The sequence below is a fragment of the Clostridiales bacterium genome (assembly GCA_012512255.1).
In the GTDB taxonomy this organism is placed as follows: domain Bacteria; phylum Bacillota; class Clostridia; order Christensenellales; family DUVY01; genus DUVY01.
In genome coordinates this window covers 19722-39627 of record JAAZDJ010000032.1, presented here as the reverse complement: position 1 = coordinate 39627, position 19906 = coordinate 19722, and the positions used below count along the sequence as shown (strand labels likewise).

Sequence of the window (19906 nt, the reverse complement as noted above, 5' to 3'; positions counted from 1 at the left end):
TCGCATAATCTTTGGTTTGGGTCTTAACGCCCAAGCCCGCATAGTCTTTGTGGGATATTATTTGCGAGATGTTAACGGGCTTTGAGTGTTTGTTTAAAACCGCGCGCGCCAAAGGGTGCTGGCTGTAACTTTCGGCCAAGGCCGCCAAGCGCAAGACCTCTTCTTCTGAATAATCTTTAGCGGGCAATATTTTGACAACCTCAAAAACCCCGGTCGTCAAAGTTCCCGTTTTGTCAAATATAAAGGTGTCAATATTGGCCAAAGTTTCCAAATAATTGGAGCCCTTAAACAGCGCGCCGTTTTTGGACGCGGCGCCTATGCCGCAAAAGTAACTGACGGGGATAGACAGCACAAGCGCGCAAGGGCAAGACACTATCAAAAAGGTAAGCGCCGCGCGGCCGAACCCGCCCCATTTTTGGGCGTCAAACCCCAAAACCAAAGGTATGATAACGCCTATAAATAGCGCGACGCCCGCCACTAAGGGCGTGTATATCTTGGAAAACTTTGTAATGAACTGCTCGCTTTTGGATTTTTGGGACGCGGCTTTTTCCGCCAAATCCATAATTTTGGACGCCGTGCTTTCTTTATATAGCCGCGACACATTGGCGACTATGGTGTTTTGTAGGTTAATGCTGCCCGATAAGATCTCGTCGCCTTCCTTTACCGCCACGAGCAAGCTTTCGCCCGTCAGCGACGATGTGTCAAGCATGCTGCTTCCGCTCGCCACAACCCCGTCCAAAGCCACCGTTTCGCCCGCCTTAATCAAGATTTTGTCGCCGATATTGACCGTTTCGGGATGGGCAATATTGATATTGTTGTTTCCGTCAATTACGGACACGAACAGCTGCTGTTTGTCAATAAGCGATTTTATGTTTTTGCGGCTTCTTTGGACCGCCAAGTCCTGCAAAAACTCGCCTACTTGGTAAAACAGCATTATGGAAACGCCCTCAAAATATTCGCCCAGCGCGAAAGCGCCCAAGGTGGCGATGCTCATCAAAAAGTTTTCGTCAAATATTCTCAAGCGCAGCAGGTTCTTTAAAAACCTATATAATACGCTGTAAGAGATCATAAGATAAGCCGTAATATACAAAGCCAAAAGGGCATAGCCGTCCAAGGCTTTGGCAAGCTCCGACCAAAAAGCCGCCGCTAAGACAACGGCGCCCGATATTTTTATCAATAAACCCAAAGTAAATACGCTTTTCTTGGCGTCCTCGCGCCTTTGGGATATGTCGTAAACCGACGCTTGCGGCTCGTAAGATTTTACGGTTTTATTGACTATATCAAGGATTTGGGACTCGTTTAAATTTTGGTCGGTTTCTATATATAATTTTTGAACGGCAAAATTTAAAGACGCTCTTTTGAATATTTTATTTAAGTCCTTTTGGATTTTGTCGGCGCAGACGGCGCAGTCTAGGTTTTTTATCTTGTATGTTTTGTTCATAAATTTTTACCTGTTTTTAAAGCATTTCCAAAGCGTGATCGGCGGCGGCGTTAATAATGGAATAAATATGGTCGTCAGCCAAAGAATAAATGACATTTTTGCCTTCCCTTTTGGACGCCAAAAGCCTCATCCTTTTGAGCATATTGAGTTGGTGGCTTACCGCCGAATGCGTCATGTTTAAATTCCGCGCTATGCTTATCACGTTAAGCTCTTTAAATACGGACAGCAAAACCATAATCTTAAGCCTGTTGGGGTCGGACATCGCCTTTAAAAACCCCGCCATAATTTCAATGGTCCGGTCGCTATAAGGTATCTTATTACCGCTTGTCATAATTGCACCTCATAAAAAACATTTGAATATATGAACAACTATTCATATATAGAATATTACCATAAACCTAAAAGCGTGTCAAATATAAATATATATAAAAATTTTTAAAAAGCCCTCTGGCGTTTTTAGTTGAAAATAAACGCCTTAAATAGTATAATATCTCTTACCCCTTAAAATTGGTTTTTTGTTGTATTTGAATTTATGAGGATATTAACGATAACATGAACGAGTTTGATTTTGATATCTTAGAAGAAAAAACGGATTATGATAGCTTGTGGGCTGAGGTCTTGCAAGAGCTTGAGACAACCATATCGGCTGTCAGCTTTGATGTGTTTATAAAAACGATGAAGCCTTTGACCATACAAGACGAAAAGCTGGTCTTGGTTTGCGAGACCAACGCCAACAAAGCCGTAATAGTCAAAAATTACCAAGCACAGATTGACGCGGCTATCGCCAAGATATACCCCCATCTTTCCTCGCTTATAATAACCTCAAGCGAAAAAGACGAGTTTAAAAATAAACCCGAAGAGTTTTTGGGCCGTTCCCCAAAAGCGATAGAACAGCCCATATCCAGCAGCTTTAACCCCAAATACACGTTTGACACTTTTGTTGTGGGAAAATGCAACCAGTTTGTCTACGCGGCGGCGCGCGCTGTTACCGAAAATACCGGCAACTCTTACAACCCGCTTTTTATTTACGGCGGCGTGGGACTTGGCAAGACCCATATAATGCACGCCGTAGGCAATTACATAACGTCCAAACATTCCGAACTAAAGGTCTTGTATGTCACGGCCGAGAGGTTTATGAACGAGTTGATTGACGCGATCCGTTCGGGCAACAAAGACCGCAATATTACCGTTAACTTCAGAAACCGTTACCGCAATATAGATATCTTAATGGTGGACGACATACAGTTTATCGCCAATAAAACAAGCACCCAGGAGGAGTTCTTCCACACCTTTAACGATTTGCACAACAAAGGCAAACAAATCATTATCTCAAGCGACCGTCCGCCTAAAGAAATCAACCCTTTGGAAGAACGCTTAAGAAGCCGATTTGAGTGGGGGCTTATAGCCGATATCCAGCCGCCCGATTTTGAAACCAGGCTTGCGATTTTGCAAAAAAAGGCCTTGCTTCAAAATTATAACATAAGCAACGACGTGCTGGCCTTTATCGCCGAACAAAACGACACCAATGTCAGGGTATTGGAAGAAAATCTTACAAGGGTGTATTTTCACGCCAAACTATTTGAAGAGCCCTTAACGGTAGAGCTTGCAGCCAAGGTTCTAAAAGAAAGCCCGGGCGAAGCCAACGAGACATTGTCCATTGATGCCATTATTGACACCTGCTGCAGATATTATAAGGTGACAAGGGAAGACCTGTTCGGCAAGCGGAAGAACAAAGAAATTGTCTATCCCCGCCAGATGTGCATCTATCTTATCACCGAGATATTATCCGTGCCCCTTGCCACGATAGGCCAAATTTTTGGCGGAAGGGACCACACCACCATTATGTACGCGCGCGACAAAATCGCGAATGAACTTAAAAACAACCCCCACATTAAGACAGCCTGTCAGGATTTGAGGAATTTAATCTACAAAAAATAAATATATTTATTTTTGAAAAGCCCTGATTTTTTTGGGCGAATCCGTCGTTTTTTGGGATATTTTTTGTTTCTTTTTTGTTTGTTCGGGTTCTTGTATTGATTGTTCCAAGGCCTCGCGAGCAGCTTGCGCTTGTTCGGGCGTATTAGCCGCAGCTTGCGCTTGTTTTGGCGTATCGTCCGCCTTATCATCCATTATATGTTCGGGTAAGTCGTCCGCCTTATCGGCCATAGCCTGCGAAAACTTGTCTTGCGTTTTTTGGGGCGCGTCGCCTACTTGATCGGCCATTGTCTGCAAAAACCCGCCTTGGTCCTCGTCTATTACCGCCGCCTGTGTTACATTATCCGAGGCCAAGCTATCGCCGCTTTCGTCTTGTTTGTATAACTTGTCAAGGAAATCGTCCTCGTCAAATTCCAAAAAGTCTTGATCGTCTTTCATACATATCCCCTATTTATAAAAATGTTATTATAAGATATATCAAAACTACGCCAAATATGCCAAAAACGGCGCAAATAAAAGCGTTTAGCGGATTGATAGGGATAGCCATAACCCCAAAAAGATTAAAGGCAAAAAGGAACAAGCAGCCCATTAAGGCGTTTATAAGAACGCCGAATAGGCCCTTATTTTTGATTTTTAAAAGCCAGCACGAAAAAACAATAATAGTCAAGCCTAGAATAATAGAAGTTATTATTTCTATTACAAAGACAAACATATTATATTATACTTGGCTTGTCCTAAATCTAGAATATCAAAAAAATAAAAAATATTTCCAAAAAATTATATAATTTTGCATAATTTGATTTTTTTATCAAAAAACTCCGCGCCTACATAACCTAAGCTTAATAGCTTTTCGTATCGGTCATAGTCCAGACAATGTATAATTTTTTGGTCGGTTTGGTCAATTATAATTTCGCGGTCGTTAAACTTTATCAAATACCCAAAATCAATATCAAAACTTCGCTTGACGCTTGCCAGCCTGAAGTTTCTTTTAAAGAAGAAATTAAGGCTTGCTTGGTTTTCCAGCTGCACGACAGCGCAAAGACAGATGTTTTTTTTGTCTTTTATGCTGTTTAGCAAATAATCGTATAGCGCGCTCGCTACGCCTTGGTTTCTATAGCCTTTGCGCGTCATTACGCCCGAATATTCGCAAACTTTATGGTTAATAACATGCGGGTAATAAGTATTTATAATTTTTTTCAGGATTTGCCCGTATTTTTTGTCAAAGTCAACCGCGCTTATGCCTATTATTTCTTGGCTGTCCAAAACGGCGGCCATTATGCCCCCGCCTTTTAAGATGTTTTTAATGTCGTCGTCTTGATAGGGATAAAAAAACTCTTTGCGTTCCAAACAGTCAATTTGCTGGCGGTAAAACGCAAGCGCCTCGTCAAAATAGCCAATATCTAGTTTTTTTATTTCCATAATTTTTTCTACATTTGTTCTATGGGTTTTACCAAAAGCAATTCCATGCCCGTCTTAAGACAATTTTTGACCGCCAAGGTAATCAACAGCCGCGCCTTTTGGATTTTGGGATTGTCGTCAAGAATTTTATAGTCAAAATAAAATTTGTTATAGCCTTGGGCTATGTCTATAATTGCATTGGCTATTATAGACGGCTCGTATTCTTGCGCCGCCAAGACAATTTTGTCAAAAAACGAGTCTATGTTTTTTATAAGCGTCCAAGTGTTGTCGTCCATATTGGCGCCAAAGTCGGCCGCGATGTCCTGAAGGTCTTTGGGCAAAGCGTAATTATTATAGTCCGCGCCCGATTTTTTCAGCACGCTGCAGCAGCGAGCGTGCGTGTATTGCAGATACGGCGCGGATTCGCCCTCAAAGTTCAGCGCCCTGTCCCAAGAGAAAACAATGTCCTTTATCTTGGAATTGCAAAGGCTTGAAAAAACCACGGCGCCCACGCCCACGGCTTCGGCCGTTTGGTCTATGTCCTCGGCGTTTGGGTTTTTTTCTTTTATTATGTCCTTGATTTTTTGCACGGCCTTATCCAAAACATCCATAAGCTTTACCAGCTTGCCGCCTCTTGTGGACATCGCCCCGTCTTCCATGCTTACCATGCCGTATGACACATGCACCAAGTCCTTGGCCCATTCGTATCCCATAAGCTCCAAAACCTTAAAAAACTGCCTAAAGTGCAAATTTTGCTGGTAGGCCACCACATAAAGACATTTATAAAAATCATAAGTTTGTTTTCTGTATATGGCGGCGGCCAGGTCGCGAGTTGCGTAAAGGCTTGTCCCGTCGCTCCTTAATATCAAGCACGGCGGCATGTCGTATTTTTCCAAATTGACGACTTTTGCCCCGTCGCTTGTTTCAATTAAGTTTTTTTCCTTTAGTTTTTGGACGACGGGCGCGACCTTGTCGGCAAAAAAGCTCTCACCCAAATAAGAATCAAAAATAACGCCCAATCTCTCATAAATCTTGCCGATATTTTCCAAGGTAATTTCTTTGAACTTTTGGTATATGTCTAGGGCCTCGGGGTCCTTTTGTTCTATCTTTTTGGACCACTCCCGCGCTATGTCGTCCAGCTCGGGGCGGGTTTTTGCCTCCATGTGATAGCGCACATAAAGCTCGTGCAGCTCGTTTAGCCCGTTTTGCTCAAGCTTTTGCGGGCCGCTCCACATTTTATAGGCGCAAATCAGCTTGCCAAACTGCGTGCCGTAGTCGCCAAGATGGTTGATGCCTACGGGCTTGTATCCCAAATAATCAAAAATCCTATACAACGACCCGCCTATGGCCGTGGTAGAAAGGTGGCCCATATGGAAGTGTTTGGCGATATTAATGGACGAGTAATCAATACAGATAACCCTGCCTTGCCCCAAGTCTATTTTGGGAACGCCGCTTTTATATTTGTTAACGACATTTTCAATAAATTTTGGGCGGTCAAGGTAAAAGTTAAGATAGCCGTTGACGGCGATTGCCTTTTCCAGCCCCTCGGGCAAAGGTTTTTGATTAATCTTTTGGGCCAAATCATTGGCGATATTAATGGGCGAGTTTTTTAACGCCTTGGCCAATTTAAAACAAGGCAACGCGAAGTCGCCCAAATCAGGCTGGGGCGGCGTGTTTAGGTATTCTTTTATTTGTTCTTGGCCCAAATCCAAAGCCTCAAGATTGTCATACACGAGTTGGGAAATTAATTGTTTATAATCCATCTAAAATAGTCCTTGCCGAATTTTTTTGGGAATATTAAATGAAAATATTATATCTTTTAAAGCAAATAATGTCAATTGACGGGCCTTGCCGGCAAAAGGGCAAAACAAAAAAATTTTTTATCAAAAAATAAATAAATTTTGAATAAATGAAAATACTAAGTATTGAAATAAAGGCGACTGCCTTACAAATTTATAATAACTTAGGAGGACCAATATGCCCAATCAAAAATGGAAACCTGGTGAAAACGCTCCCGAGTCCGGCGAATATCAATTGATGGATACCAACGGCCAGGGCACAGGCGCGTATGTTACCATGGAAAAAGGAAACAGATTTCCCCCGACTGACAAAGAAGGACAGTATTATTCAAAATAGTCTTTGTTAAGGAAGAAAATTAAAAAAAGCAAAAACGAGCCTATAGGCTCGTTTTTGCTTTTTATGTAAAAGGGCCGCCTAAAAACAGCCCTGTAAGATTTAAATTACCCCTCAAGCTCTTCGTCCGCGCTTGCGACCGCCACGCATACGACTTCGCCGCCATTGTCCATTTTCATAAGCCTTACGCCTTGGGTATCGCGGCTTATCTTGGATATGTCTTGGCAGGGCATGCGTATCATTATGCCGTTGCTGGAGATAAGCATTATATCGTCGTCGGGCGAGACTTGTTTTAGGTTGACCAGCTTTCCGGTCTTTTCGTTAAACACGCCCGCTTTAATGCCTTTGCCGCCGCGCGATTGCAGCCTGTATTCTTCTATATCAGCGCGCTTGCCGTATCCGTATTGGGATACCGTCAAAATCTCATAGCCGGGCTTGATAACCGTCATATCCACGACATAATCGCCCTTATCCAGATCAATGCTCTTGACGCCTTGGGTGTCTCTGCCTATAAGCCTGACTTCTTTTTCGCTAAACCTTATGCATTTGCCTTGGGCGCTTGCGACCAAAATTTGGTCTTTGCCGTTGGTAAGCTGGACGCTTATTAACTCGTCGTCGTCAACCAGCTTTATGGCTATCTTGCCGTCCCTTCTGATTTTGGCAAACTCCTCCAAAGCGGTCTTTTTGATAAGGCCGTTTTTGGTAGCCATTATAAGATTGCCTTTGGTCGCGTCTTCGTCCAAAGGTATGCAAGCCGTAATCTTTTCGTCGTTTTCCAGCTCAAGCAAATTGACTATGGCCCTTCCCCTTGACATTCTTTGCGCTTCGGGCACTTCGTAAGCCTTTAGGCTGTAAACTTTGCCCTTGTTGCTAAAGAACAACAAATCGGAATGCGTGCTTGTGACAAACATATTCTCCACAAAGTCTTCCTCTTTGGGCCTGTGCGCCGTAACGCCCTTGCCGCCGCGGCGCTGGGGCTTGTATTCGTCGGCGGGCAGGCGTTTTATATAGCCGAAATGGGTCATTGATATGACAACGTCTTCTTTTTCAATCATATCGGCTATATCAATCTCGCCATAGTCAAGCGAGATCTCGGTCCGCCGCGGCTCGCCGTAAGCTTGCTTTATCTGGGTCAGCTCGGTTTTTATTATGCTTTCTATTTTTTCTTTTGAACTGAGGATGCTCTTTAACTCGTTTATGAGATTGGTCAGGCTTACCAACTCCTCGTTAAGTTTTTCAACTTCCAGCGAGGTCAATCTTTGCAACCTCATCTCCAAGATAGCGTTTGCCTGCTTGTCGGTCAAAACAAACCGCTTCATCAATTGATCGGCCGCCTCAAACTTATCTTGGCTGCCTTTTATGATCTTGATAACCTCGTCAATATTGGCAAGCGCTATAACCAAGCCCTCTACTATATGGTATCTTTCTTCGGCTTTTTGAAGGTCAAACCTGGTGCGCCTTGTAACGACTTCCCTTTGGTGTTCCAAATAATAATAAAGCGCTTCTTTTAGGTTTAGTATTTTAGGCTGGCCGCCTACCAGCGCCAGCAAGGTTATGCCGCCCGAAACCTGCAAGTTGGTATGCTTGTATAGCTGGTTCAAAACAATAGACGCTTGGGCGTCCCGCCTTACCTCTATGACAATGCGCATGCCTTGCCTGTCGGACTCGTCCCGTATATCCGATATGCCTTCTATGCGCTTGGATTTTACAAGATCGGCTATTTGTTCTATTAGCCTGGACTTGTTGACCTGGTGCGGCAACTGCGTCACTATTATTCGGGTTTTGGTAGGCGCGCCGTCCCGCGCGCGGGCGTATTCTTCAATCTCGCATTTTGCCCTTACCGTGATGCCGCCGCGCCCTGTCTTATACGCGTGGCGAACATTGGCCCTGCCCATAATCACGCCGCCCGTGGGATAATCGGGGCCGGGGATAATCTGGATAAGCTCGTCAATAGTAATATCGGGATTGTCAATTAGGGCAATCACGCCGTCAATAACTTCGTTTAGGTTATGGGGCGGGATATTGGTCGCCATGCCCACGGCGATGCCGTCCGAGCCGTTGACCAAAAGGTTGGGGAACTTAGACGGCAAAACGACGGGCTGCTGCAGCGTCTCGTCAAAGTTAGGATAAAAATCCACGGTTTCTTTGTCTATGTCTTTTAAAAGCTCGCCGCTTATTTTGGACAATCTCGCTTCGGTGTATCTTTGAGCCGCGGGCGGATCGCCGTCAATTGAGCCGAAGTTGCCGTGCCCGTCCACAAGCGGGACGCGCATGCTAAAGTCTTGCGCCATTCGCACAAGCGCCAAGTATACGGCGCTGTCGCCGTGGGGGTGGTATTTGCCCAAGACATCGCCCACGATGCGCGCGCATTTGCGGTGGGGTTTGGAGCTGTCCAAGCCCAGTTCGTGCATTGAATACAAAATCCTGCGCTGGACAGGCTTTAGCCCGTCCCTTACATCGGGGATGGCGCGGCTTACATTGACCGCCATCGCGTAAGCTATAAATGATTTTTTTAGTTCGTCGTTGATTTGAACTTTTTTGACTTTGCTTTTCTTTAGCGTTTCAATAAACTCTTCTTTGTTCAACGAATTGTCTTGTCTTTTCTTAGCCATTTAATTATCTACCTAGCCTTTTCCTAAAATTATATATCCAATTCTTTGATAAGCGTCGCGTTATCCTCAATAAACTGGCGCCTTAGCTCGGGCGCTTCGCCCATCAAGATAGAAAACATCTCGTCGGCCTCTAGCGCGTCTTCCATGGTAACTTGCAGCATAGTGCGCGTTTCGGGGTTCATAGTCGTATGCCAAAGCTGTTCGGCGTTCATCTCGCCCAAGCCCTTGTATCTTTGGATGACTACGTTTTTGCGTCCCATTTGGTTCAAAGTCTCCTCTAGCTCGGCGTCGTTGTAGCAATAGACATCTTTGCCACCGCGGCTGACCTTATACAAAGGCGGCTGCGCGATATATATATGTCCCTTTTCTATCAAGGGGCGCATATACCTAAAGAAAAATGTCAAAAGCAAAATCCTTATATGGCTTCCGTCCACATCGGCGTCCGTCATGCAAATTATACGGTTGTATCTTAGTTTGGACGCGTCAAAATCGTCAGAAACGCCGCAACCAAACGCCGTGATCATGTTTTTTATCTCGTTGTTTTCCAAGACTTTGTCAAGCCGCGCCTTCTCCACGTTCAAAATTTTGCCTCTTAGCGGCAATACGGCCTGAAAACGCCTGTCCCTGCCCTGCTTGGCTGTGCCGCCCGCCGAGTCGCCCTCCACTATATAAATTTCGCACAATTGCGGGTCGGTCTCCGAACAATCGGCTAGCTTGCCGGGCAAGGTTGAAGATTCCAAAACGGATTTGCGCTTGGTCAATTCTCTAGCCGCTCTAGCCGCTTCTCGGGCCCGCTGCGCGGTAAGGCATTTCAAAACCAATTCCCTTGCTTCTTTGGGGTTTTCTTCCAAGAAAGTGCCAAAACCTTCATGCATGGCGCGCTCTACCAGGCTTCTGATTTCGGAATTGCCCAACTTGGTCTTGGTCTGCCCCTCAAACTGCGGCTCCAAGAGCTTGACGCTTATTATCGCGGTGACGCCCTCTCTCACATCCTCGCCCGCGAGCTTTTCGTCGTCTTTTAAGATGTTTAATTTTTTTCCGCAATCGTTAATAATTTTGGTAAGCGCGTTTCTAAAACCCATAAGGTGGGTTCCGCCTTCTTCGGTATTGATGTTATTCGCGTAGGTATAAATCACCTCGTTATAGCTTTCGTTATATTGCAAAGCGATCTCCACCTGCCCTTCCTCGTATTCGTAGTCCATATAGACAGGCTGGCTAAACAAAGTCTCTTTGGCGCGGTTAAGATAATTCAAAAAGTCGACAATCCCGCCTTCGTAATAAAAAGTATCGCTGCGCTCCATGCCTGGCCTGAAGTCGTTGAGCTCTATGGTAAGGCCTTTGTTAAGATAGGCCACTTCCCTAAGCCTTGACTTTAATATATCGTAAGAAAAAACCGTGGTTTCAAAGATGTCAGAGTCGGGCATAAACGTTATATTTGTGCCCGTATCCTGGGCCTCGCCGATTTCTTGCAAGCTTCTTTGCGGAACGCCGCGGTTGTAATTTTGAATATATTTTTTGCCGTTTTGATGGACCTCCACCTCTAGCCATTCGCTCAATGCGTTTACCACCGACAAGCCCACGCCGTGCAGCCCGCCGCTAACTTTATAACCGCCTTGGCCAAACTTGCCGCCCGCGTGCAACTTGGTCAAAACCACCTCAACCGCCGAGACTTTTTCTTTTTTGTGTATGCCGGTCGGTATTCCTCTGCCGTTATCGGCCACGGTGCAAGAACCGTCCTTGTTAAGGTTGACAACAATCTTATTGCAATATCCCGCCAGCGCCTCGTCCACGCTGTTATCCACTATTTCCACAACCAAGTGGTGCAAGCCTTGCTCGTCTGTAGAGCCTATATACATTCCGGGCCTTTTCCTTACAGGGTCCAGCCCTTCCAAAACTTGAATTTTGGTCTCGTCATAAGAATAAACATTTTTTTCATCGGTATAGTTTTTTATGGTCATATAACGCTCCAGTCCTTTTAAATTATTGAAAAAAAGCAACATACCTATTATAACATAAATTAGCCCCACCGAAAAGCAAATCAAGGGCATCTAAAAACACAATATTGTAAAATACGGCTTTAAACAAGGTTTTTTGGCGCGAAAAGTTTTGTCCCGACAAAGACATTATCCGCCATTTCGCGCCTTAAATCGCCCAAAAATCAATTGTTGAATAAAAAGCGCAAAAATTACTTAATTTATAATATATAAAAATATTAAGGCGGTCTTTTATATTGCAAAACGATATATATTACTTAAAAAAAGAAATGGACCAGGCGCACAAAAGCCTTATCCATAGCGCTCCCGACGAGGTCAACGACAGGATTTTAAGGTATATTGACGCCAAAGAAAAATACTTTTTGGCGCTTAAGGATGTATAAATTTTGGGCATAAAAAAACGCGCCCCAAGGTTTTAGCCTTTTGAGGCGCGGTTTTAAACACTTAACTAATTATTAATTATCCTCTTGGCCTAGCAAATCTATGGCCTTTTGCCTTAGCGGCTTGGAATTGCCGTGGCGCACAAACAGCATCACGATAAACGCTAACATCATCAATCCCGCTGAATACGGGAACATGTATTTAAAGCTGTTGCTTATATCCGTAATAGCGCCCACTATTATAGGGGTAAGTATTTGGGCGGTCATGGTGAAGCTATAATAAAGCCCGGTAAACGCGCCCGTGTTATGCTTGCTAGCCATTTCCACGCTCATTACATAAGAGTGCACGTTGATTGTCGCCCAGCCCGTGCCCACAAAGATAAAGACCAAAACCATAAGCATATTGACTAGGTTTTCATTGGTTCTGGGCACGGTAAACACCATTACGCAGGCTATCAACAAACCAAAAATACAAATAGCAATGCCCGTCAAGACGGTGTTTTTTCTGCCGATTTTGCTGCCCAAAAGCCCGGCGGGCACAAAAGCCAAAAAGCCCGCGGCTTGCCCGATAATCAAAGGCAGTTGAAAATCTTCTTTGTTTAGAAACTCGTAATAAAAAGTGGAATAAAATGTTTTGGCCCCGTTATAAGCCATAAACCACAAAAACGCCGCGCTCAACAGCAAGATAAGGCTTATAAGCTGGGCTTTTGTCAAGCCAAGTTTTTTGAATCTGCCGCCTTCTTTTTGCTCTATTAATTTTTGCTGCTCTTCGGGCAAATCTTGCTCGTCTTCCACAAGGCCGGCTTGGGCCAATAATTTTTTCTTCTCTTCCACAAATTGGTTTTCGCGTATGGTTAAAATCATTATAACCAAAGCCAGCAGCATAACGCCTATTACCGTAAGCATAAGCCCCCAGTTTTGGGCGCCAAATTCCACAAACTTAACGTCTTCGCCGTTTATGGTCTCGGTCCGCGTTTTCAAGAAAATCCAGGTAAAGCCCATGCTCAAAACTCCGCCTACCACGCCCATAATATTAATTATGGCGTTGGCTTTGCTTCTTAGCGGTTTGGGCGTCACATCGGGCATAAAAGCCACGGCGGGCGAGCGGTAAAGCGACATAAACACCAACAAAAATGCGGTGGCTGTCAGCATCAACAAAAGGTTTTGGGTTTCATGCCCCAAAGTCACAAGCATAAGCGCTATCGCCGCCAAAACCGTTCCGCAAATAATAAAGGGCATGCGTTTGCCCAGCTTTAATAATTTTGGATGGTTTTTGAAAATCTTGGGGAAGTCGTCGGACAGCTTGCCCATATAGGGAAGCAAGACCAAAGCCAGCACATTGTCCAAGGCCATGATAATGCCGACTAGCGTTTTGTTTTGGGCAAAAACGGGAAAATTCCTCAAAAATAAAGGCATAACCGCGTCATAGATTTCCCAAAACAAGCAAATGGACATAAAAGCCAAGCCTATAAGAATGGTTCTGCCTATGTTTAGTTTAAGAACAGGATTTTGGCTGTTATACATATCAATAACTCTCCTTATCAATATGTATAAAGTTTATCCTATTTTAAATTATAAGTAAAGAGTAAAAATAAATAAATCTTTACAAAAATTTTAAAATATCATTAATTGATTTTTTCGCCGCTTTATACCCCATTTCTATCATCTCCGCATAGCCTTCTTTGCTTGTGGCCTTAAATTTTTTTAGGTCGGGCTCTATCAACACATCGGCAAACCTTTTGCCTATCACCGCGTTGACCGAGCCCATTATCCTGATAGTCGCGCCTATGACATCCAAAATCCTCAGGTTGTCCGTGCCTTGACCGCGGGCGCTGTTTACGTCCACCGCTACCACTTTGTCCGCGCCCATTACTTTGGCAACATCGCTGGGTATGGTATTGAGCAACCCCCCGTCCACCAAATGCATATTATCTATGATTACCGGCTTGAAAAAAAAGGGTATGGCGCAGCTTGCGCTTACCGCCTTTGCCACTTGGCCGCTTTGCAGCAAGACTTGCGCGCCCTCTTTCAAATCCACGGCGACGGCTATAAAAGGCGTTTTTAAATCCCGAAAAGTTATATCGCCCAAATATTTTTTCAAAATATTCTCAAGGCGAGAGGTATCTATAGGCGGCAAGGACAAAACCCGCCTTATCGCGCGCGGGTCTATCTCATGCGCAATATTGACAAGGTCTTGGCTGTTCGCGCCCGCGCAAAACAGCGCGCCCACGATAGCGCCCGCGCTTGTGCCCGCCACATAGTCAAAATTAATGTTATGTTCCTCAAACGCCTTAATAACGCCTATATGCGCAAAACCCTTGGCCGCGCCCCCGCCCAAAGCCAAGCCCAAGGAATTTTTTTTGCGCCTTTTAAAGAAAAACAGAGCCATTGTTTTATTATATGGCTGCGCCTTTGATTTTATTTAAAATCATAAAAAAACGAAAACGCTATTTTTATCATCAAATAAGTTTTGTATCATATATTTACTATGTTAAAATAATATAAAAAAGGGCGCGCATTATGAGAAAAACAAAGAATATTTTAAGTATCTTTATCGCCTTTATAGTATCTTTTACTTGGGTTTTTACGAGCTTTGACCAAAAAGTTGTTTTTGCCCAAAGCGGCGTTTTAGAGGCGCATTTTTTGGATGTGGGACAGGGCGATTGCGCAATAATTAACATGCCCGACGGCAAAACTATGATTGTTGATGCGGGCGATAACAAAAATGCGGTCAAAGATAAAATTTTGGATTATATTGACGCCAATTTTCCCGAGCTTGAGTATTTTGACTTTGCCATTGTCACCCATGAAGACGCCGACCATTGCGGCGGAATGGCGGCGGTCTTGCAAGAATACCCCGCCAAGACGGTTTATAGGCCCAATGTCATAGCCGCAAGGCAAGGCTTTATAGACCCCGTTATCGCGATTACCCAAGACCATACTGTTTTGGATGATAACCTAAAGCTATGGAACGAAACAGGCGCGGGCGTCAATGGAAATGAAAAAGAGACCTTAGCATATAAAAACTTTATCGCGCAGGCATACGAGCCCTTTTTGATAGACGGGACGCCTTACACGCCCCAAGTAATAGTAAGCGACGGGCGCAAAAAAGACCGGCCCGAAAACAAGGCAAGCCAAGACATAATAGGCGAGGATTACAGCGTAATTTTTTACTCGCCTTTGAGATATACATATACCGATGCCAACGATTACAGCAATATATTTATTTTGGAGTTTCAGGGCTTTGAGTTTTTTTTCTCTGGAGACGCCGAAGCCCAAGCCGAGCAAGAGTTTGTGGAAGAATATTTTGACTATGACTTTGACATAGATGTTTTTAAGCTAGGGCATCACGGCAGCCGCACCTCGTCTTCGCAAGAATTAATAGAATTAGTCACAAAACAATCCAAAAGGGACGAAATCCGCTGCGTGATAAGTTGCGGCGAGGGCAATTCATATAATCATCCGCATCAAGAAGCTTTGGACAGGTTTATTTCTTTGGGCTTTTTGGAGGAAAACATTTTAAGGACGGACCAAATAGGCGACATAGTCTTTGAGGTAAAACCCGATCTTCAGGGCAATTACAGCTTATATTGCAACGGCCAAAAAATATCGGGCGACGATTTTTGGCAAAAGCTGTTTAAGGACATTCAAGAGTTTTTTATGTCGTTATACGACGAATCGCCGCAGCTGGCGTATTTGGCAATCGCGGTTATTATAATTTTTGTCATTATCGCCGCCGCGCTTATCATTAAGTCAAGACAGAACAAAAAATCAAAAAAGTAGCATATACGCGCCTTAGGGAATAATAAAGATATATAAGAACATATTAAGGTGTGGTGTTATGTCTATGGAAAATAATACAGCCCCTAAGGCGCATTCGCTGCAATGCGACTTAAGAAAAAAGACCTTAGTAACGGGCGTTAAAGAAGTCATAAGCGCCAACGACACTCTGGTGCTGGTTGATACGGCCGTAGGCTTGTTGGAAATCTCGGGCGCGGAAATAAAAATCCAAAAATACAACGCCGACGAGGGCGGGCTTGTGGTAACGGGGGAGTTCAATACCTTTAAATACGACCAAGCGCGGACGCGGGGATTTTTAAAAAGGCTTTTTAAATAATGATCAATACGGGTCAAGGGCTTATCTTTCTCGCCTTTTTGTTTGGCGGGATTATCAACGGGCTGATATACGAAATTTTGCGCGTATTCAAAACAATATCGGCTAATTTTATTTATAATATAATTATAGATATATTGTTGACGGCCGTAACGGGCGCCGGACTTTTGTTTTGGGCGTTTTTGATAAGTTACGGCGAAATTCGACTATATTCGGTTTTTTCTTATCTTTTGGGCTTTTTTTTGTTAAAAAAGATTTTGGGCAAACACTTTATATCGCTTAGAAACATAGTGTATAATCAAATTTGTAAATTAATAAAAGACAACCATAAGCCTGAAAGATAAGGGGGAATAATGGCAAGCCCAAGGATAAGAAGGCGGCAGCTTATCGCCATTGCGGCGGTTGCCCTTTTGGTAGTAATGCTGATTGCCTTGACAATCAATATTATCACCATTTTTAGGCTAAAAGCCAGGCAAGAGGAGTTAAGAAAAAAACTGACCGAATTGGATTTGGCGGCCGAACAAATAAACAACGAACTGCAAAGCAGGTCCAACCCTGATTATATAGAAAAATACGCGCGAGAAAAATTAGGATTAACGCAAGATGGCGAAAAAGTCTTCACGCCCAAAGACGCGGGCGGTAATTGATTTGGGTTCTAATTCCGTAAGGATGTTGCTTACGGGCCAAAATTATTCCAAACAAAGCAAAGTTACGCGCTTAGGCGAGGGCTTAAGCCTAAGCGGCGTTTTATCCGAAGCGGGCGTAAAGCGCTCGTTAGACGCCGTGTTGGGTTATTTAGCGGCGGCCAAAAAGGCGGGCGCGCAAGATATACATATTTTTGCGACCCAAGCCGCGCGCATAGCCAAAAACTCGGATTATTTAAAAAAGTTAATATATAACCAAACAGGTCTTGATTTGGAAATTTTGGATGGCGCGACCGAGGCGTTGTGCGGTTTTTTGGGCGCCGCAAGCGACATGCCCGAACGCGTAAACATAGGCGTTATAGACATAGGCGGCGCGAGCACCGAAATAACCGTAGGGGTTTCGCCCCAAAAAATTATTTTTTCTAAAAGCCTGCCAATCGGCGCGGTAAGCCTTAGGGATTTGTATTTGAACGACCAAAACCAATTTAAAAGTCAAATAATTGAGGCTTTGGAACAATGCGGGCAAATAAAGGCCGAAAGCTTTGCGGGCGTAGGCGGCGCTTTTTGCAGCCTATCGGCGATGCTATTGGGCTTAAAGGCCTATGACGCCCAAAAAACGCATAACAGTATCATAAAATACGGCGCGCTGCAAAATTTGCAAAAGAGCTTATGGCCAAAAGACGAAAACCAGATTTATAACGAATATGAGTTTTTGGGGGAAAGGGCCAAAACAATAAAATACGGCGCGCTGTGGGCGCTTGAGCTAATGGGACATCTTAACATAAAAGCCATCCAAATAAGCGAAAAAGACAATTTGGAAGGATATTGTATTTTAAAAAATATTTAAAAAAAGGCGCTTGCCTTTTTATTCTATATTTTCATTCAAATAATTCAAAAAATCATTTGACAATAAATAATTATTGTTATATAGTTTATAATGTTAGTTTTCTAAAATATTTTTGTTGCGTATTTTTTTAGCGTTATAATTTTTAGGGGCCGGTTTCAAAAGATAAAAATTTGCTTTGGGATGTAGTGTTCAGTTTGAGGGGAAATGAACATCTATAAAAAGTATGCCATTTATTATTTTGTCGGCTTTATTTTGACTTTTTTAAGTTGGCTTTCAATAGTAATTTATATTTCATTGACCAATATATCGGCATTCGTTTTGGTTAATTTGGGCATTGTGACGATTTGCCTCATCTATTTTATGTTTTGCAGCTATTATTACAGCAAAAAAGCCAAAGAGACTCGCAACAACCATCAATAACGCCGACAAATTTTATTGCCAAAATACGCGTCTTTTGATATAATTTTTTTAATCCGTAAGAATCTGTTTTAGGAATATCTTTGTTTTTTTGGAAAACAAGATACTATCTCCTAAATAGACTATATGGAAAATTAATAGGAGGTAGTATCGTGCCCGATAAAAAACTTGTCTGCAGGGATTGCAACCAAGAGTTTTTGTTCACAGAAGGCGAACAAAACTTTTATCAGCAAAAAGGCTTTGTCAACGAGCCCACAAGATGCCCCGAATGCAGAAAAGCCAAAAAGCAAAGATATAACGCCGAGCGCGGATATCGCAAATAATTAATAAATGGCTTTTGGAAAAAACTCTCTTTTTTAAAAGAGAGTTTTTAATTTTTATTAATTATCCTTAGGTATATTATAAAAAACAATTTATAGGTTTTTTAACCATAATTGAAGGTTATCTATAAATTCCAAATTGTTATTGGTCTTAGACATCATGGTAATAAGCTGTTCGGTGGCTTCTTGGGTGTCGCCCACCGAGAGTATCCTTCTTATAGACCAGATGCCTTCAAGTTCTTTTTGGGACAGCAATAATTCTTCGCGCCTTGTGCTGCTCTTGGCAAGGTCAATAGCAGGGAAGATGCGTTTTTCGCTCAATCTCCTGTCCAAATGGATTTCCATATTGCCCGTGCCCTTAAACTCTTCGTAGATGACATCGTCCATTCTGGAGCCCGTGTCTATTAAGGCCGTGGCGATTATGGTCAGGCTTCCGCCGTTTTCTATATTACGCGCCGAGCCGAAAAACCTTTTTGGGCTGTATAGCGCGCCCGGGTCAATGCCGCCGCTCAAGGTCCTGCCCGTAGGCGGGATAGTGAGGTTATAAGCTCTTGCCAGCCTTGTCAAGCTGTCTAGCAATATTACCACATCCTTTTTCATCTCCACAAGCCGCTTCGCGCGCGCCAAAACCAATTCGGCCGCTCTTGTGTGGTGCTCGGGGCTTTCGTCAAATGTGGAATATATAACCTCGCCCTTGGTTGACCTTTGCATATCGGTTACTTCTTCGGGGCGTTCGTCAATCAGCAAGACCATAAGGTGCGCCTCGGGATGGTTGGCGGCGATTGAAGTGGCTATTTTTTTAAGGAGCGTTGTCTTTCCGGCTTTGGGCGGGCTTACTATCATGCCGCGCTGCCCTTTGCCGATAGGCGCTATTAAGTCAATGCTTCTTATCGCGATGTCATATCTGGAATTGGGCAATTCAAGCTTAAACCGTTCGTTGGGATAAATAGGAATAAGGTCGTCAAAGTTAACTCTTTTTAGGGTGTCTTCGGGACGGACGCCGTTGATGCTTAATATATTGACGATGGCGTTTTGCTTTTCGTCGCGCAGTTTGCGCACCTGCCCTTTTATCATATCGCCTTTTCTTAGGCGGTATTTTTTGATTAATTGATTGGACACATAGGCGTCCTTTTCGCTGGGCTCGTAATTATTAACCCTTATAAAACCATAGCCGTCGTTATGAATTTCCAGTATTCCCTCGCGCTCCTCAAATTCCTCGTATTCGCTCGTTGCCGAGTCGCTCAATACCCCGTTTGTTTTTTCCACGGGCGCCACAGGCGTGTTAATATACGACAAGTCCGTACGCGCCGTAATTAGCGGCTTGGGCGGGCGTCCCCTTTTGGAACGCGGTTTGGGCGTGATCTCGCCTTCTAAGACGGCCATTATTTTGTCAATTAAAACATCTTTTTTATACACTGTGGGAGAATCCACGCCTACGCTTCGGGCAAATTCTCTCAGTTCAAAAATACCCATTTTTGACAGGGTGTCTTTGTTAATGACCTTATTCATCTATATCTCCTTGAAGCTGTTTATATATTAAAATATTCAAAAAAATTGAATTCAAAAATCAAAAATAACTTATGATTCTTAATAATATTTTTATTAAACAAAGCATGAAAAAATAATTAATGTTAGATTTTGCAATGCGCGCTAAAATAATACCTAAATATT

At 43.5% G+C, this 19906-nt stretch carries 20 protein-coding genes; 9 read left to right on the top strand and 11 right to left on the bottom strand.

All coding sequences use genetic code 11. From position 1 onward, the window contains the following. The coding region (locus GX756_01740) for a heavy metal translocating P-type ATPase (protein ID NLC16587.1) at positions 1–1441 on the bottom strand (1441 nt) is incomplete at its 3' end. 16 nt (positions 1442–1457) lie between these two features. Next, positions 1458–1772: a helix-turn-helix transcriptional regulator gene (locus GX756_01735; GenBank protein NLC16586.1), complete on the bottom strand. Its 315-nt coding sequence runs from the start codon at positions 1770–1772 to the stop codon at positions 1458–1460. Between the two features lie 221 nt (positions 1773–1993). Between GX756_01735 and dnaA the strand changes: the two genes are divergently transcribed. Continuing rightward, positions 1994–3379, top strand: coding sequence for a chromosomal replication initiator protein DnaA (gene dnaA, locus GX756_01730; GenBank protein ID NLC16585.1), 1386 nt, complete (start codon positions 1994–1996; stop codon positions 3377–3379). A 6-nt stretch (positions 3380–3385) separates the two neighbouring features. Here the strand turns inward: dnaA and GX756_01725 are convergent, their stop codons facing one another. From GX756_01725 to argS, 4 genes are all read right to left on the bottom strand, one after another. Continuing rightward, positions 3386–3814 (bottom strand): hypothetical protein, encoded by a 429-nt coding sequence (locus GX756_01725; protein NLC16584.1) that lies wholly within the window; start codon positions 3812–3814, stop codon positions 3386–3388. 13 nt (positions 3815–3827) lie between these two features. Further along, positions 3828–4088 carry a pro-sigmaK processing inhibitor BofA gene (locus tag GX756_01720; protein ID NLC16583.1) on the bottom strand — a complete coding sequence of 87 codons (261 nt, stop codon included), beginning with the start codon at positions 4086–4088 and terminating at the stop codon, positions 3828–3830. A 65-nt stretch (positions 4089–4153) separates the two neighbouring features. After that, complete coding sequence (locus GX756_01715; protein ID NLC16582.1) at positions 4154–4795, bottom strand: GNAT family N-acetyltransferase; 642 nt, start codon at positions 4793–4795, stop codon at positions 4154–4156. 8 nt (positions 4796–4803) lie between these two features. After that, entirely contained in the window at positions 4804–6537 is a 1734-nt protein-coding gene (argS, locus tag GX756_01710; GenBank protein ID NLC16581.1) for an arginine--tRNA ligase, read from the bottom strand. A 214-nt stretch (positions 6538–6751) separates the two neighbouring features. On the opposite strand from argS, the gene GX756_01705 reads away from it, so the two are divergent. Further along, the gene (locus GX756_01705) at positions 6752–6910 is read left to right on the top strand and encodes a YjzC family protein (GenBank protein ID NLC16580.1); all 159 of its coding nucleotides are present in this window, start codon (positions 6752–6754) and stop codon (positions 6908–6910) included. Between the two features lie 104 nt (positions 6911–7014). On the opposite strand, the gene gyrA is transcribed toward GX756_01705, so the two are convergent. Continuing rightward, entirely contained in the window at positions 7015–9519 is a 2505-nt protein-coding gene (gene gyrA / locus GX756_01700; protein NLC16579.1) for a DNA gyrase subunit A, read from the bottom strand. A 29-nt stretch (positions 9520–9548) separates the two neighbouring features. Further along, complete coding sequence (gyrB, locus tag GX756_01695) at positions 9549–11477, bottom strand: DNA topoisomerase (ATP-hydrolyzing) subunit B (protein NLC16578.1); 1929 nt, start codon at positions 11475–11477, stop codon at positions 9549–9551. A 272-nt stretch (positions 11478–11749) separates the two neighbouring features. Here gyrB and GX756_01690 point away from each other — a divergent pair, with 272 nt between their 5' ends. Beyond that, positions 11750–11896, top strand: a complete 147-nt coding sequence (locus tag GX756_01690) for a hypothetical protein (protein NLC16577.1) — start codon at positions 11750–11752, stop codon at positions 11894–11896. 72 nt (positions 11897–11968) lie between these two features. Here the strand turns inward: GX756_01690 and GX756_01685 are convergent, their stop codons facing one another. Together GX756_01685 and GX756_01680 are read right to left on the bottom strand one after the other, a co-directional pair. Further along, complete coding sequence (locus tag GX756_01685) at positions 11969–13417, bottom strand: SLC45 family MFS transporter (protein NLC16576.1); 1449 nt, start codon at positions 13415–13417, stop codon at positions 11969–11971. Between the two features lie 79 nt (positions 13418–13496). Then, on the bottom strand, positions 13497–14282 hold the full coding sequence (locus GX756_01680) for a patatin-like phospholipase family protein (protein ID NLC16575.1): 786 nt from the start codon (positions 14280–14282) through the stop codon (positions 13497–13499). Between the two features lie 131 nt (positions 14283–14413). On the opposite strand from GX756_01680, the gene GX756_01675 reads away from it, so the two are divergent. The 6 genes from GX756_01675 to GX756_01650 all read left to right on the top strand — a co-directional run bounded on the left by GX756_01675 (position 14414) and on the right by GX756_01650 (position 18238). Beyond that, positions 14414–15676, top strand: a complete 1263-nt coding sequence (locus tag GX756_01675) for an MBL fold metallo-hydrolase (GenBank protein NLC16574.1) — start codon at positions 14414–14416, stop codon at positions 15674–15676. Positions 15677–15740: 64 nt separating this feature from the next. Then, the gene (locus tag GX756_01670; GenBank protein ID NLC16573.1) at positions 15741–16010 is read left to right on the top strand and encodes a hypothetical protein; all 270 of its coding nucleotides are present in this window, start codon (positions 15741–15743) and stop codon (positions 16008–16010) included. Beyond that, a complete protein-coding gene (locus GX756_01665; GenBank protein ID NLC16572.1) occupies positions 16010–16351 on the top strand; it encodes a hypothetical protein in 342 nt (113 codons plus the stop codon). The genes GX756_01670 and GX756_01665 overlap by 1 nt, the downstream gene beginning before the upstream one ends. Positions 16352–16360: 9 nt before the next feature. Continuing rightward, positions 16361–16654 (top strand): septum formation initiator family protein, encoded by a 294-nt coding sequence (locus GX756_01660; GenBank protein ID NLC16571.1) that lies wholly within the window; start codon positions 16361–16363, stop codon positions 16652–16654. Continuing rightward, positions 16611–17498: a hypothetical protein gene (locus GX756_01655; GenBank protein NLC16570.1), complete on the top strand. Its 888-nt coding sequence runs from the start codon at positions 16611–16613 to the stop codon at positions 17496–17498. Before GX756_01660 ends, GX756_01655 begins: the two co-directional genes overlap by 44 nt. A gap of 569 nt (positions 17499–18067) precedes the next feature. After that, on the top strand, positions 18068–18238 hold the full coding sequence (locus tag GX756_01650) for a cytochrome C551 (protein ID NLC16569.1): 171 nt from the start codon (positions 18068–18070) through the stop codon (positions 18236–18238). A 90-nt stretch (positions 18239–18328) separates the two neighbouring features. On the opposite strand, the gene GX756_01645 is transcribed toward GX756_01650, so the two are convergent. Next, positions 18329–19744 carry a transcription termination factor Rho gene (locus GX756_01645; protein ID NLC16568.1) on the bottom strand — a complete coding sequence of 472 codons (1416 nt, stop codon included), beginning with the start codon at positions 19742–19744 and terminating at the stop codon, positions 18329–18331. Positions 19745–19906: the final 162 nt, after the last annotated feature.

Excerpts from the sequence above, each read along its gene's own strand:
- GX756_01735 (NLC16586.1), bottom strand. The coding sequence starts at position 1,772 with ATGACAAGCGGTAATAAGATACCTTATAGCGACCGGACCATTGAAATT.
- dnaA (NLC16585.1), top strand. The coding sequence starts at position 1,994 with ATGAACGAGTTTGATTTTGATATCTTAGAAGAAAAAACGGATTATGAT.
- GX756_01725 (NLC16584.1), bottom strand. The coding sequence starts at position 3,814 with ATGAAAGACGATCAAGACTTTTTGGAATTTGACGAGGACGATTTCCTT.
- GX756_01720 (NLC16583.1), bottom strand. The coding sequence starts at position 4,088 with ATGTTTGTCTTTGTAATAGAAATAATAACTTCTATTATTCTAGGCTTG.
- GX756_01715 (NLC16582.1), bottom strand. The coding sequence starts at position 4,795 with ATGGAAATAAAAAAACTAGATATTGGCTATTTTGACGAGGCGCTTGCG.
- argS (NLC16581.1), bottom strand. The coding sequence starts at position 6,537 with ATGGATTATAAACAATTAATTTCCCAACTCGTGTATGACAATCTTGAG.
- GX756_01705 (NLC16580.1), top strand. The coding sequence starts at position 6,752 with ATGCCCAATCAAAAATGGAAACCTGGTGAAAACGCTCCCGAGTCCGGC.
- gyrA (NLC16579.1), bottom strand. The coding sequence starts at position 9,519 with ATGGCTAAGAAAAGACAAGACAATTCGTTGAACAAAGAAGAGTTTATT.
- gyrB (NLC16578.1), bottom strand. The coding sequence starts at position 11,477 with ATGACCATAAAAAACTATACCGATGAAAAAAATGTTTATTCTTATGAC.
- GX756_01685 (NLC16576.1), bottom strand. The coding sequence starts at position 13,417 with ATGTATAACAGCCAAAATCCTGTTCTTAAACTAAACATAGGCAGAACC.
- GX756_01680 (NLC16575.1), bottom strand. The coding sequence starts at position 14,282 with ATGGCTCTGTTTTTCTTTAAAAGGCGCAAAAAAAATTCCTTGGGCTTG.
- GX756_01675 (NLC16574.1), top strand. The coding sequence starts at position 14,414 with ATGAGAAAAACAAAGAATATTTTAAGTATCTTTATCGCCTTTATAGTA.
- GX756_01670 (NLC16573.1), top strand. The coding sequence starts at position 15,741 with ATGGAAAATAATACAGCCCCTAAGGCGCATTCGCTGCAATGCGACTTA.
- GX756_01665 (NLC16572.1), top strand. The coding sequence starts at position 16,010 with ATGATCAATACGGGTCAAGGGCTTATCTTTCTCGCCTTTTTGTTTGGC.
- GX756_01660 (NLC16571.1), top strand. The coding sequence starts at position 16,361 with ATGGCAAGCCCAAGGATAAGAAGGCGGCAGCTTATCGCCATTGCGGCG.
- GX756_01655 (NLC16570.1), top strand. The coding sequence starts at position 16,611 with ATGGCGAAAAAGTCTTCACGCCCAAAGACGCGGGCGGTAATTGATTTG.
- GX756_01645 (NLC16568.1), bottom strand. The coding sequence starts at position 19,744 with ATGAATAAGGTCATTAACAAAGACACCCTGTCAAAAATGGGTATTTTT.